Raw genomic sequence first — 12443 nt, 5'->3', positions numbered from 1 at the left:
GCGCCTCAGCCGGCGACGACCACGTCCGGCACGTGTTCCCGCAGGGCCGCCAGCGCGTCGTCCGGGGTGCCGGGGTCGGTGACCACCGTGTGGGCCCGGTCCAGGGCCGCGATCGACGAGATCCCGACGGTGTCCCACTTGGTGTGGTCGGCGAGCACCACCAGCCGGTCGGCCGCCGCGACCAGGGCCCGGTCGGTGTCGGCCTCCATCAGGTTCGGCGTGGTGTAGCCGGCCCGCACGCTCATCCCGTGCACGCCGAGGAACAGCAGGTCCAGGTGCAGGGTCCGGATCGCGGCCACCGCGACCGGCCCGACCAGGGCGTCGGACGGGGTACGTACGCCGCCGGTCAGCACCACGGTGTGATCGGGCCGGGCGGCCCGGTGCAGGATGTCGGCCGCCGGGATCGAGTTCGTCACCACCGTCAACCCGGGCACGTCGACCAGACACCGGGCGAGTTCGGCGGTGGTGGTGCCGGCGGACAGGGCGACGGCCATGCCGGGGCGTACGAGGTGGGCGGCGCGGGCGGCGATCGCGGCCTTCTCGCCGCGCTGGCGGTCCGACTTGGCCGTGAATCCGGGCTCGTCGGTGGCTCCGGGGTGCACGGTCGTCGCCCCGCCGTGCACCTTGGCGAGCAGGCCGCGGTCGGCGAGCACCTCGAGGTCGCGGCGGATCGTCATGTCGGAGACGCCGAACTCGGCGGCGAGGTCGGTGACGCGTACGCCGCCGGTGAGCCGTACCCGGTCCAGGATCACCGCCTGGCGCTGCTGGGCGAGCATCCTAGGAGCGTACGGCGGCGCGGCCGGCGTGCAGGAACCGGTGGGCGCGCGGGAAGTCGTGCAGCGTCTCGGCGTAGACGTCGAGGACGCGGTCGAGGGTGTGCGGCGGCACCTTGCGGCTGTCGAGCACCTCGACCATCCAGGCGATGAACGAGGTGAACAGGGCGTCGTCGTCGACGTAGACGGCGGCGGTGAGGAAGTCGACGATGTGGCCGAGGTCGCTGACCGTCGAGTCGAACTGGGCGGTGGTGTAGTTCGCCATCGCGGGCACCCGGGCGGTGAGGTCGCGCAGGCCGGTGTCGATGAGGTCGGCGCGGCTCTTGACCAGGCCGGGGTATTCGTCGTCGGCGAGGTGGTCGAGGTCTTCCGACGGCGGCCGGTGCAGCCGCCGCTCGTCGGCGAGCAGGTCGGCGGCGGCGGTCGCGTCGCCGGCCCAGTGGACGCCGAGGCGGCGGGCCCACCGGCCGTCGGGGCCGAAGCCGCGGCCGCCGACGAGGATCGGTACGTCGGCGCGCCGGCACGCCTCGATCATCCGGTGGGCGTGCGGCAGCCGCATCGGCAGCGCGCAGGCCAGCGCGACCGCGTGCGCGTCGTCGCGGTGCAGGTAGGACACCAGGTGGGCGGCGGGCACGCTGGCGCCGAGGAACGCGACGTCCCAGCCGCGCAGCCGGAGCACCTCGCCGACCAGGCGGGCCGGCAGGGCGTGCCACTCGCCGTCCATGCAGGACACGACGACCCGGCCGAGGTGCGGGCGTACCCGGGTGTGGGCGGCGACGGCGGCGACCACCCGCTCGCTGACGTGGGTGGCGGCGTGTTCCTGGGCGACCGACCACACGTTGCGCTGCCACCACCGGCCGACCTGTTCCTGGGCGGGTGCGATCAGGTCGAGCAGCACCCGTTCGGCGGGTACGCCCTCTTCGAGCAGCCGCAGGGCGACGTCGGTGGCGCCGTATTCGTCGGCGGCGGCGAGGCAGTCGAGGAATTCCGGGTATGCCTCGACGGGGCCGGCGACGGTCGGTGCGGGGGCGGTCACTGGCGCTGGTCCTCCGGTGCGGTGGCGCGGGTCGGGCCGGCCTCGGCGGCGGCCGGCCGGGCGGCCGGGGCCGGCTCGGGCCCGGGCCGCTGATCGGGTACGGCGTGCAGGTGCCGGGCGGCCGACGCGCGGCGGCCGCCGGCCGGGTGGGCCTTGACGGCCAGCACCGCGATGTCGTCGTGGTCGCGTCCGGCGAGCCAGTCGCAGGTCACCTGTTCGACGCGCTCGGCGAGGGCGGGGGCGGGCATGGTGTGGCAGCCGGTGACGGCCTCGACGAGGCGGGTGGCGCCGTACTGCTCGTCGCCGTAGTGGCCGCCCCGGGCCTCGGTGACGCCGTCGCTGTAGAGCAGGCACGTCTCGCCGGCCGCGAGGTGCACGGTGGCCTGGCCGATCCGCGGGTCGGGGACGACACCGATCAGCATGCCCTTGAGGGTGACGGCCTCGATCTCGCCGTCGGCGCGCAGCAGCAGCGGTGGCAGGTGGCCACCGCCGGCCAGGGTGAGGGTCAGGCCGCCGTCGCGGGCGGGATGGGCGACGCCGAGCACGATGGTGGCGAAGCGGCCCTGCCCGTGCGCCCGGGTGGATTCGAGGACGGAGTCGTTGAGCAGCTGCAGCAGCCGTCTCGGGTCGCTCTCGACCCGGCGCAGGGCCTGGATGCCCTGCCGGAGCTGGCCGGTGAAGACGGCCGCCTCCACGCCCTTGCCGGAGACGTCGCCGAGGAAGAACAGTGAGCCGCCGTCGGGCAGCGGGTGCGCGCCGTAGAAGTCGCCGCCGATGCGCAGGGTGGCCTGCGCCGGCCGGTAGGCGGTGCCCCACTGCAGGCCGGGCACCGATTCGGGCTGCGCGGGCAGCAGGCTGGCCTGGAGCGTCTCGGCGATCTCGGCCTGGTCGCGGTAGAGGACGGCGGCGTTGAGGGCGGCGCCGGCGCGGGCCGCGAAGCCGCGCAGGGTCTGCAGGTCGGGGTCGTCGAACGCTTCGTCGGCGGGCCGGGCGACGACCAGCGCGCCGGTCGGCGCGCCGCTGCCGGGCAGCGTGACCGCTCGGGCGGTGACGTCGGGTACGGCCAGTCCGGGCAGCCAGCCGGCCTCGGTGAGCTGGTCTTCGAGCCAGTCGGCGGCGTGCGCCTCGACCCCGGTGAGCGCCTGCGCGACGGCGTCGGGCAGGGCGTCCTCGGGCAGGGTGCCGCCGTCGACGGTGGTGGTGTCGTCGTCCGCCTCGGTCGCGCGCCACCACCGGACCCGGCCCTTGCGGGGCGGCAGCACCAGCACGGCGACGTCACCGAGGGTGGGTACGGCGAGACGGACGGCGGCGCGGGCCGCACGGTCCTCGTGCAGGGGGTTGCCGAGCTTCTGGCTGGCGCTGGCCAGGAACCGGGACCGGGACCGCTCGGCGAGCAGGGCGTCGGCGCGCTCGACGGAGTCGGTGACGTCCTCGACGTACCAGGCGAAGCGGTGGGAGGTGAGCGGCACCCGGCGGGCCCGCAGCCGGCGGCCGCCGTGGCCGAACTCTACGGCCGGCACGTCGTCGCCGCCGGCGGCGTCGCGCAGCGGGCCCACGGTGACGAGTTCGCCGGCGGTCAGCTCGGGCAGCAGCCGGGCGGCGACCTGACTGATGTAGCGGACCACGTGCGCGGCGTCGCAGATGACCAGGCCCTCGCGGAAGTTGTCGGCGACCCGGGGCCAGCTGGCCGCGTCGGGGGCGTCGCCGCCGACGGCTCCGGCGGCGGGCGCGGACGGGGTGGCCGGAGCCGTGCGGGCCCGGCCCGGCGCGTCGCCCGGATCCGACGTGCGGATCCGGGTCCCGCCCGGGTCAGTGTCCCTGGCCTCGGTGTCCACCTGCTCCGGCCCCACTCCTTCGCTGGACGACATCGCTGGACAACTACGTCTGCTGTGTGGGGCGGCCGGGTCGCCGGGGCCCGCGTCAACCACCCTACGCCGATCCGTCCGGGCCGCCACCGGAGCACCGCCGGGGTGGTTCCGGGCCGGGACCGGCCCGTACGGACGGGTGGGTTCGGGTTAGGCTGAGCCATCATCCGGCTGTATTCCGCCACTCGAAGGTCCGGAAGGGCGTGATTGGCATGCTTCGTGGCGAACGCGCCGGAGCCACGCCGCTCGCCGTCCGCGTCGATGTGACCGACCCCACCCGCCCCGTCGTGACGGTCGGCGGCGACCTCGACTTCCAGACCTCCGGTGTGCTGCAGGACGAACTCGCCCGGCTGGTCGCCAGCGAGCCGACGCTGGTCACCGTCGACATGGCCGGCCTGCGGTTCATCGACAGCACCGGCCTGGCCGTGATCGTGCACGGCTGGCGGGTCGGCCACGAGGCGGGCACCACCCTCGAACTGCGTGGCACGCCGCCGTTCCTGGCCGCGATCCTGGAGGTCACCGGCGTCGGCGACCTCCTCGCCCGGCCGCCGGCCCGGCCCGGCGCGGCGTGGGGTGCCGCCGACGGCGCCTGGGAGACGACCGGATGAGCGACATCCGGAATCCGGGACAGGTTTCCGGCCCGTCCGAGGACGGGTATCACTCCCCGATGGCACCGGACACGCTCACCGTCGAGGTCGTCCGCCGGCCTCCCCGGTCGGCGCGGCTGACCCTCTCCGGCGACCTTGACTTCGACAGTGCCGACCACCTGCTGCGCGTGGCCGGGCAGGTGGTGCGCGACGGCTGCCGAGACTTGGTCGTCGACCTGTCCACGCTGGGCATCTGCGACTCGTCGGGGCTCGGGGCCCTGATCGAGGTGTCCCACCTGTGCCGCACCGCCGACGGCCGGATGCGGCTCGCCGGGGCCGGCCCGCACCTGCGGCAACTGCTGGCGCGTACCGGTCTCGACGAGGTGTTCGAGATTCAGGCACGCACCGGACTCGGCCCCTCGACGTCGGCACCCACGGGGTTGGACGCGTCGTCGGGTTCGCCCGCCTCGGGCGCCTGATAGACATACCGGACGAAGTCCGACCCGCTCTCGTTGTCGTCGGCGCCCGGCCACTGGCCGATCGAGTCGACCCCGACCACCTCACGCGTCGGCACGTCGGTGTCCTCGACCAGCGCCCACACCGTGACCGGGTACGAGCGGGTCGCCTCCGGCGACTGCCGCCAGCGGGCGTACCAGCCGGGTCGGGCGGGAACGATCTCGATGATGCGTTTCATGGCCGGCCTCTCGACGCGGGATCATCGCTTCCGCCGCGATCGTCGCGCCGTACCGGGTGACCGGCCCTCCCCCGGTGCGGATGAGTCGGGTCAGCGGGCCAGCGGCAGCTTGGAGCCGCCGAGCGCCCCCTCCGGGTTGTGGACCGCGCACATCACGTCCCGGTCGCCGTTCGCCCAGGTCTCCTCGGTCGGCAGGATCGGGTAGAAGTCCAGGCCGGACTCGTCGCGACTGCCCCACCGGGCCTGGAAGTCACGTTCACAGCCGGCCCAGGCGAACGCCGCCAGCGCCGGGCGGTTCCAGGGACCGTCGGGGACGTGCAGGAAGCCGTACGACTGGTTGTAGGCCCCGTCGTCGCAGGACCGGTAGAGCACGACGACGTCCCCGGCACGGGCCAGGTACGCCGGGTCGGAGAAGCACTCGCCGCCCTCGATGTCGAGGATGCCGGCGGTCTGGGCGTCGATGAAGTTGTCGCCCTTGACGGGCGCGGCCCGCAGCGGCTCGGTCGCCGGCAGCAGCGCCAGCACCACGGCCAGCCCGAGCAGCGGCCAGCGCAGCCGGCGCCAGCCGGGCGCGGCCGCCGCATCCGCTGCGCCGGTGGACGCTGTCGCGTCCGATCCCCCCGTGGACGCTGTCACGCCTGATGCCCCGGTGGCCGCTGTCGCGCCTGATGCCGATGCGGTCGCCGTCGCCGTACCCGGTGCCGCGACGGCCGGCCCGGCTTCCTCCCCAACCACGCCCGACCTCCCACGGATCCGGGGCACCCGCCCGCGGCGACGCGCGTCGATGGCGTCCGGCGGGGCGTACGCCCTGCTCAGAGCGTTCCGTTCGGACCGCTCGCCGGATCCTAGGCGGCCGAGGGTGAACGGTTCACGGACCTCAGGTTGATCATGGACGGCCGCCCGGTTACGGGACCGTTCAAGCTGGTCAGGACCATGATCAATTCATCTGTTGGCCAACCTGACGTCGCACCTGCGTCGGTCGCTCCCGGCTGAATGCGGTTGTCCGCCGGCACCCCTGCCGGTGGGCCAGTTGCAATCGGAGAAGGGTGACGACCCCTTGAGCAACATCAAGACACGGTGGGTGAGCGCGCCGAACAAGGCCAAGCTCGCCGCGATCGGCGCCGCCGCGCTGCTCGTCGGCGGCTTCGCGATGAGCCCGGCCGCGTTCGGTGACTCGCCGCCGGCGAAGTTCCCCGCCGCGGAGATCCACAAGCCGAGCCCGGTTCCGGACCGGATCATCCTCATCCCGACCACCACACCGTCGACCTCGCAGAAGGTGACCTGGCGCGCCGAGGCGCCGGCGAACTGGGCGCAGGCCGAGATCATCGAGGCCCCGCGGGCCTTCGTGAACGGCAACGTCCCGTCCGGCACCACCGCGACCAAGGTGATGGCCTCGGCCACCAACTCGGTCAACACCTCGCTGGGCTACGCCTCGACGCACCACACCGTCGAGTTCACCGGCCTGCAGGCGGACACCCGCTACTCCTACCGGGTCGGTGACGGCACCAACTGGAGCGAGTGGATCGACTTCACCACGGCCTCCGCGGACGCCTCGCCGTTCTCGTTCATCTACTACGGTGACGCGCAGAACAACATCGACACCGCCGTGCCGCGGGTCTTCCGGCAGGCGTTCGCCGACCGGCCGGAGGCCAAGGTCATCGTCAACGCCGGTGACCTGATCGACCACGCCAACAGCGAAGAGCAGTGGGGCCAGTGGCACAACGCCGACGGCTTCATCAACAGCCAGATCAACAGCATCTCGGTGCCGGGTAACCACGAGTACAGCGGTGGCCTGTCGCAGTTCTGGCGGCCGCAGTTCCCGTACCCGGACAACGGCCCGGGTGCCGCGGAGCTCAAGCAGACCGTCTACTACGTCGACTACCAGGGCGTGCGGTTCGTCGGTCTGGACACGAACTACCAGAGCAACGCCACCCTGATGGCCGCGCAGACCGCGTGGCTCGAGGGTGTGCTGGCGGACAACCCGAACAAGTGGACGGTCGTCACCTTCCACCACCCGGTCTACTCCACCACCGGCTCGCGCAACAACCCCAACGTGCGTGCCCAGTGGGGCCCGCTGTTCGAGAAGTACGGCGTGGACCTCGTCCTGCAGGGCCACGACCACTCGTACGGCCGGGGCAACCTCCAGACGGCGCGCAAGTCGACCACCGTCCACAACGGCGTCGCCTACGTCGTCTCGGTGTCCGGCGGCAAGATGTACGCCCTCAACAACGGTCAGAACTGGACCGGCAACGGTGCCGAGGTACGCAGCACCAGCCAGAACACCCAGCTCTACCAGATGATCGACGTGGACAAGGACCAGATCCGGTTCGAGGCCCGCTACGCCAACGGCGAGCACCACGACGGTTTCACCATCCGCAAGAACGACGCCGGCGAGCGGACCGTCAACGACTTCCGCACCCCGGAGAACACCAAGGGTGAGCAGGTCGAGGTCGCCAAGACCGACATCCAGCAGCTCAGCAAGCTCGGTTTCAAGGCCTACGGCTACGACCCGGGCGAGGACGTGACGGTGTACTTCCGGCGCACCACCGAGCCGGAGGACAAGAACGGCACCCGGATCGCGGTCAAGAAGGCCGACGAGCTGGGCAAGTTCAACTACACCTTCACCCTGCCGTCCGGCGCCAAGCCGGGCGACACCTACCAGGTGTACCTGGTCAGCAAGAACCAGCAGATCACCAGCCCGGTTCTCACCATCACCAAGTGACACCGTGCCGGGGGCGGGCCGGGCGACCGGCCCGCCCCCGGTCGGCACGGAACAGGAGATACGCGTGACGACGCGTACGCTGGCGGGCGCCCTGCTCGCCGCCGCGGCCGGGCTGGTGGGCGCGCTGTCGCTCGCCCCGGCCGCTCCCGCCTCGGCTCACCCGTTCGGGCCGCCGTCGACCGCCGACGTACGCGTCGACGGCTCGCGGATCGAACTGGTGTGGAAGGCGGCCGAGGACGACTGGGTCGCGCTCGGCCAGTCGCTCGGCGCGTTCGAGGACCCGACCACCGGCCCGGTCGACGTCACGCTGACCGGTGAGCAGAAGCTGGAGCGTTCCGAGGCCGTACGCGGCTACCTGCTGGCGAACCTCACCGTCAGCCAGACCGGCAACGCCTGCGAGGGGTCGCTGGACACCCTCGACCGGCTGCTCGAGCACGGTGCCCGGTTCACCTTCGACTGCCCCGCGCCGGTCACCGAGGTCGACGTCACGCTGCGTACGCTGACCGACCTGAACCCGGCGTACCGCACGATGCTCACCGCCAAGGCGGCGCCGGCACAGACCCTCTTCACCGCCGAGGCGACCACCCACCAGATCCGGTTCGACCCGTCCGGCGGCGGCATGACCACGGCCGTCACGACGGTCGCGGCCGGCACCGGGGTCGCCGCGATCGGCATCATCACCTTCTTCCTCGTACGCCGCCGTCGCGGGCGGCGGGCGTGAACGACCCCAGCGACCGAGAGGACCCCCGGCGATGAACGGGCTTGGCGGGATCGAGGGCCGGCTGGTCGCCCTCTTCGACAGCGGTGCCGTGTTCTGGCTGGCACTGCTGGTGGCGCTCGGGGTCGGGGCCGCCCACGCGGTCGCCCCCGGACACGGCAAGAGCGTGACCGCGGCGTACCTGGTCGGCACCCGCGGCCGGTACCGGGACGCGCTGCGGCTCGGGCTGATCGTCGCGATCATGCACACCTTCTCGGTGCTGGTACTCGCGGTGGCCTGGGTCGGCGTCAGCGGGCTGGCCGGGTTCGGCACCGAGCGGGTCACCGCCTGGATGCAGGTGCTGGCCGGCCTGGTGGTGATCGGGGTCGGGGTGCACCTCACCTACCGGCACATCCGGGGTGGCGGCCACTCCCACTCGCACGGCCACGGCCATTCGCACGGCCACGGGCACGGGCACGGGCACTCGCACGGCCATTCGCACGATCACGGCCACGGGCACCCGCATGACCACGGGCACGGGCACGACCACGGGCACGACCACCCGCACTCCCCCGCCGGAGCCGGCCCGGCCGGTGGCCAGGAGGCCGGCCAGGTCGTCGTCGCCGAGCGGGCGCCCGAAGCCCCCGTCAAGCCCGCCGAGCCCGCGGCCCCCGCCCCCGCGCCGACCGACCCGTGGTCGCGCCGCGGCCTGGTCGCCCTCGGCCTGTCCGGCGGCCTGCTGCCCTCCCCCTCGGCCTTCCTGGTGCTGGTCAGCGGCCTGCTCACCGGGCGGGCGCTGGACGCCGTCCTGCTCGTCATCGCCTTCGGGGTGGGCATGGCGCTCACCCTCACCGGGGTCGGCGTGATCACCATCCGCGGCTTCGCGCTGCTGTCCGGCCGTACGGCCCGGTGGGCCTGGGCGTCGACGCTGGTGGCCTGGCTGCCCGCGGCCGCCGGGGTGGCGGTCGCGATCGGCGGCTGCCTCTACCTGGTCGCCGCCGCGGGCTCGCTCGCCGGCTGACGACGGAACCCGGGGCACCGGCCGGCGCCCCGGGTTTCCGCTCAGCCCGGGATGTACTCCATGATCCGGTGGTCGGACCAGGCCCGGCGCCGGGCACCGGTGATCATCCCGATCGCGGCGAGGACCGCGGCCCCCGGGTTGAGCTGGGTCAGCAGCGGCAGCGTCACCGCGGCCCGGGCGTTGTCGACCTGGGCGCTGCGTGGCACGCCGACCTTGCACAGCGTCGCCAGGTGTTCCCAGTTGTTGTCGAGCAGGTGGTACCGGCCGTAGTCGCCGGACTGGGACATGCCGCAGATCATGTTCGCGATCCGGCAGGTCTCCCCCGCCGGAAGGACGTCGACCTGGTGCTCGTCGTACGTCCGGACGTAGAGCGGCCCGCCCTCGACGAACGTCGACAGCGGGGACCGCCGTACCGACGCGCCCCGCTTGTTGTTGACCTCGCCGGTGAACTCGGCCGGTACTGGATGTTCGACCGGCCCGCCGACTACTTCGACTCGTTCTGGACGGTGACCGAGGCGCTGATCGTGGGGTGGCTGCTGGCCAACAACACCGATCCGCGCCCGTCGGCGACGGCTGGAGTACGCCGGGGTCGCCGACCGCGACGACCCGACGTTCGACCTCGGCACGAGGGCGCTCACCGACGGCGAGCAGGAGCGGTTCATCCAGCTGATCAACAACAGCGATCCGGTCACCACCGCCCCGGAGACCCGGGTCCCGCCGCGCGGCCTGGCGAAACTGGTCCGCCGGGCCACCCGCCACCTCGGCTACTACGTACCGGAGTTCACCACCGACTCCTTCTGGGACGTCGTCCGGGTGCCGTGCCCGACCTGCCGGCCCCGGCAGCGGCCGCCGGCCGACGTGGACTGGTCCGCGCACATGGCCCTGGCCCCGGCGACGCCGGCCGTCGACGGGTACGGCTACTTCCCGGCCGAGGCCGCCGAACTGGGCCGGGGCGGGCTGACCTGCCCCGGCTGCCGTACCCGGCTCCGGCTGGTCAACCGGCGCGGGGTGCGGACCCTGTGGATGCCGGTGCTGACCACCGAACGGGACCGGGACCGCCCGGTCATCCAGGAGCACCCGGTGTGGGAGGTCGTCGCCTGGCCCCGGCCGGCGCGCCGGCCGGGTCGGTGGCCGCCGCCTCGTGCACCAGCGGCAGCACCCGGTACGGGATCTGGGTCTGCAGCGCGATGGTGCTGGCGGCCCGCTCGATCGCGGCGGTGGCGAGCAGCCGGTCGATGACCCGCTGGAGGTCGGCGTTCGACCGGGCGACGACCCGCAGCAGCATGTCGGCGGTGCCGGTGATGGTGTGCGCCTCCAGCACCTCCGGGATGTCCACCAGCAGGCCGGCGACGGCCTCGTGCCCCACCGACTGGGTGATCTCGACGCTGACGAACGCGGTCACCGGATAGCCGAGTGCCGCCGGGTCGACCTCCGGGGCGAAGGAGCGGATCACCCCACGGGCGAGCAGCCGGTCGAGCCGGGCCTGGACGGTGCCCCGGGCCACCCGCAGTTGCCGGGACGCTTCGAGGACCCCGATCCGGGGCTCGCGGCTGAACAGGTCGAGCAGCCGGGCGTCGAGATGGTCGAGTTCCGCACTCACCCGCACCACGATAGTCATCCTGCACAGTGATCCGGCGAGGTGGCTTCGCATTCTGTACACCCTGACCAGCACACGGCCGAACTGTTGCACAACGCCGGAGGGTGCGGTTCGCTCGCCACATCGGCGTACGACGACCAACCCCGGAGGTGGACCGATGACGATCCAGCCGACCCTCACCCCGCAGGAACGCCAGGCCGACCTGGACCTCCAGCAGCTCAAGCAGCTCGTGGGCCTGGTCGAGTACGACGCGAGCGGCGACCCGTTCCCGGTCACCGGCTGGGACGCGGTCGTCTTCGTCGTCGGCAACGCGACCCAGACCGCGCACTTCTACCAGTCGGCGTTCGGGATGGAACTGGTCGCGTACAGCGGACCGGAGACCGGCAACCGCGACCACAAGGCGTACGTCCTCAAGAGCGGCTCGTGCCGGTTCGTGGTCTCCGGCGGGGTCGACCCGGCCAGCCCGCTGCACGATCACCACCGCCGGCACGGCGACGGGGTCAGCGACATCGCGCTGGAGGTGCCCGACGTCGACCGGTGCGTGGCGCACGCCCGCGCGCAGGGGGCGAAGGTGCTGGAGGAACCGCACGACGTCTCCGACGAGCACGGCACGGTGCGGATCGCCGCGATCGGCGCGTACGGCGACACCCGGCACACGCTGGTCGACCGGTCCCGCTACACCGGCGTCTACCTGCCCGGGTACGTCGCCCGGCAGTCCGAGTACGTCCGGCGCGACGGCGCGCCGAAGCGGCTCTTCCAGGCGCTGGACCACGTGGTCGGCAACGTCGAACTCGGCGAGATGGACAACTGGGTCGCCTTCTACAACCGGGTGATGGGCTTCGTCAACATGGCCGAGTTCATCGGCGACGACATCGCCACCGACTACTCGGCGCTGATGAGCAAGGTGGTCGCCAACGGCAACCACCGGGTGAAGTTCCCGCTCAACGAGCCGGCCGTGGCCCGCAAGCGGTCGCAGATCGACGAGTTCCTGGACTTCTACGGCGGACCGGGCGCGCAGCACCTGGCGCTGGCGACCAACGACATCCTCCGCACCGTCGACGCGATGCGGGCCGAGGGCGTGGAGTTCCTGTCGACGCCGGACTCCTACTACGAGGACCCGGCGCTGCGGGCCCGGATCGGGCAGGTCCGGGTGCCGATCGAGGAGCTGAAGAAGCGCGGCATCCTGGTCGACCGGGACGAGGACGGCTACCTGCTGCAGATCTTCACCAAGCCGGTCGGGGACCGGCCGACGGTGTTCTTCGAACTGATCGAGCGGCACGGCTCGCTCGGGTTCGGCAAGGGCAACTTCAAGGCGTTGTTCGAGGCGATCGAGCGTGAGCAGGAGCGGCGCGGCAATCTCTGACCGGCATCAGGTGTAGGCCGGCCCGTCCGGTGGGTACCTGTACCCGCGCGCCGGGTCGGCTCTCGCTCTGTTCGATCCCCGGCGGCTG

Annotated in this window: 13 protein-coding genes; 6 read left to right on the top strand and 7 right to left on the bottom strand. The window is 72.8% G+C overall.

What is annotated here, in order from left to right:
* Positions 1-5: 5 nt before the first annotated feature.
* The 3 genes from AB0I42_RS06695 to AB0I42_RS06685 are packed head-to-tail and all read right to left on the bottom strand — an operon-like array spanning position 6 to position 3677.
* A complete protein-coding gene (locus AB0I42_RS06695) occupies positions 6-776 on the bottom strand; it encodes a DeoR/GlpR family DNA-binding transcription regulator (protein WP_357534825.1) in 771 nt (256 codons plus the stop codon).
* A 1-nt stretch (position 777) separates the two neighbouring features.
* Entirely contained in the window at positions 778-1809 is a 1032-nt protein-coding gene (locus AB0I42_RS06690) for a cobalamin B12-binding domain-containing protein (RefSeq protein WP_357534823.1), read from the bottom strand.
* On the bottom strand, positions 1806-3677 hold the full coding sequence (locus tag AB0I42_RS06685) for a PP2C family protein-serine/threonine phosphatase (RefSeq protein ID WP_357534821.1): 1872 nt from the start codon (positions 3675-3677) through the stop codon (positions 1806-1808). Before AB0I42_RS06685 ends, AB0I42_RS06690 begins: the two co-directional genes overlap by 4 nt.
* Positions 3678-3886: 209 nt before the next feature.
* Between AB0I42_RS06685 and AB0I42_RS06680 the strand changes: the two genes are divergently transcribed.
* Together AB0I42_RS06680 and AB0I42_RS06675 are read left to right on the top strand one after the other, a co-directional pair.
* Entirely contained in the window at positions 3887-4282 is a 396-nt protein-coding gene (locus tag AB0I42_RS06680; RefSeq protein ID WP_357534876.1) for an STAS domain-containing protein, read from the top strand.
* Positions 4279-4740, top strand: a complete 462-nt coding sequence (locus AB0I42_RS06675; RefSeq protein ID WP_357534819.1) for an STAS domain-containing protein — start codon at positions 4279-4281, stop codon at positions 4738-4740. Before AB0I42_RS06680 ends, AB0I42_RS06675 begins: the two co-directional genes overlap by 4 nt.
* Here the strand turns inward: AB0I42_RS06675 and AB0I42_RS06670 are convergent.
* Positions 4656-4955 carry a hypothetical protein gene (locus tag AB0I42_RS06670; RefSeq protein WP_357534818.1) on the bottom strand — a complete coding sequence of 100 codons (300 nt, stop codon included), beginning with the start codon at positions 4953-4955 and terminating at the stop codon, positions 4656-4658. The genes AB0I42_RS06675 and AB0I42_RS06670 overlap by 85 nt on opposite strands.
* Before the next feature lie 90 nt (positions 4956-5045).
* Positions 5046-5591, bottom strand: a complete 546-nt coding sequence (locus AB0I42_RS06665) for a hypothetical protein (protein WP_357534816.1) — start codon at positions 5589-5591, stop codon at positions 5046-5048.
* Between the two features lie 445 nt (positions 5592-6036).
* Here AB0I42_RS06665 and AB0I42_RS06660 point away from each other — a divergent pair, with 445 nt between their 5' ends.
* The 3 genes from AB0I42_RS06660 to AB0I42_RS06650 all read left to right on the top strand — a co-directional run bounded on the left by AB0I42_RS06660 (position 6037) and on the right by AB0I42_RS06650 (position 9395).
* On the top strand, positions 6037-7677 hold the full coding sequence (locus AB0I42_RS06660) for a metallophosphoesterase family protein (RefSeq protein ID WP_357534814.1): 1641 nt from the start codon (positions 6037-6039) through the stop codon (positions 7675-7677).
* Positions 7678-7741: 64 nt separating this feature from the next.
* The gene (locus AB0I42_RS06655; RefSeq protein ID WP_357534812.1) at positions 7742-8398 is read left to right on the top strand and encodes a hypothetical protein; all 657 of its coding nucleotides are present in this window, start codon (positions 7742-7744) and stop codon (positions 8396-8398) included.
* 31 nt (positions 8399-8429) lie between these two features.
* Positions 8430-9395: a hypothetical protein gene (locus tag AB0I42_RS06650; protein ID WP_357534810.1), complete on the top strand. Its 966-nt coding sequence runs from the start codon at positions 8430-8432 to the stop codon at positions 9393-9395.
* A 41-nt stretch (positions 9396-9436) separates the two neighbouring features.
* Here the strand turns inward: AB0I42_RS06650 and AB0I42_RS06645 are convergent, their stop codons facing one another.
* The gene (locus tag AB0I42_RS06645) at positions 9437-10147 is read right to left on the bottom strand and encodes a lecithin retinol acyltransferase family protein (protein WP_357534809.1); all 711 of its coding nucleotides are present in this window, start codon (positions 10145-10147) and stop codon (positions 9437-9439) included.
* A 311-nt stretch (positions 10148-10458) separates the two neighbouring features.
* Positions 10459-11013, bottom strand: a complete 555-nt coding sequence (locus tag AB0I42_RS06640) for an Lrp/AsnC family transcriptional regulator (protein WP_357534807.1) — start codon at positions 11011-11013, stop codon at positions 10459-10461.
* Between the two features lie 136 nt (positions 11014-11149).
* Here AB0I42_RS06640 and hppD point away from each other — a divergent pair, with 136 nt between their 5' ends.
* Positions 11150-12355, top strand: a complete 1206-nt coding sequence (gene hppD, locus AB0I42_RS06635; protein WP_357534805.1) for a 4-hydroxyphenylpyruvate dioxygenase — start codon at positions 11150-11152, stop codon at positions 12353-12355.
* Positions 12356-12443 lie beyond the last annotated feature (88 nt).

The organism is Polymorphospora sp. NPDC050346 (assembly GCF_040655695.1).
In the GTDB taxonomy this organism is placed as follows: Bacteria; Actinomycetota; Actinomycetes; order Mycobacteriales; family Micromonosporaceae; genus Polymorphospora; species Polymorphospora lycopeni.
Note: the sequence above shows the minus strand (reverse complement) of the source record. Positions and strands in the feature narration are given on the sequence as shown.

Bases quoted from the DNA above. Each gene is read 5' to 3' on its own strand.
- AB0I42_RS06695 (WP_357534825.1), bottom strand. From the start codon at position 776: ATGCTCGCCCAGCAGCGCCAGGCGGTGATCCTGGACCGGGTACGGCTC.
- AB0I42_RS06685 (WP_357534821.1), bottom strand. From the start codon at position 3,677: ATGTCGTCCAGCGAAGGAGTGGGGCCGGAGCAGGTGGACACCGAGGCC.
- AB0I42_RS06680 (WP_357534876.1), top strand. From the start codon at position 3,887: ATGCTTCGTGGCGAACGCGCCGGAGCCACGCCGCTCGCCGTCCGCGTC.
- AB0I42_RS06675 (WP_357534819.1), top strand. From the start codon at position 4,279: ATGAGCGACATCCGGAATCCGGGACAGGTTTCCGGCCCGTCCGAGGAC.
- AB0I42_RS06670 (WP_357534818.1), bottom strand. From the start codon at position 4,955: ATGAAACGCATCATCGAGATCGTTCCCGCCCGACCCGGCTGGTACGCC.
- AB0I42_RS06650 (WP_357534810.1), top strand. From the start codon at position 8,430: ATGAACGGGCTTGGCGGGATCGAGGGCCGGCTGGTCGCCCTCTTCGAC.
- AB0I42_RS06640 (WP_357534807.1), bottom strand. From the start codon at position 11,013: ATGACTATCGTGGTGCGGGTGAGTGCGGAACTCGACCATCTCGACGCC.
- hppD (WP_357534805.1), top strand. From the start codon at position 11,150: ATGACGATCCAGCCGACCCTCACCCCGCAGGAACGCCAGGCCGACCTG.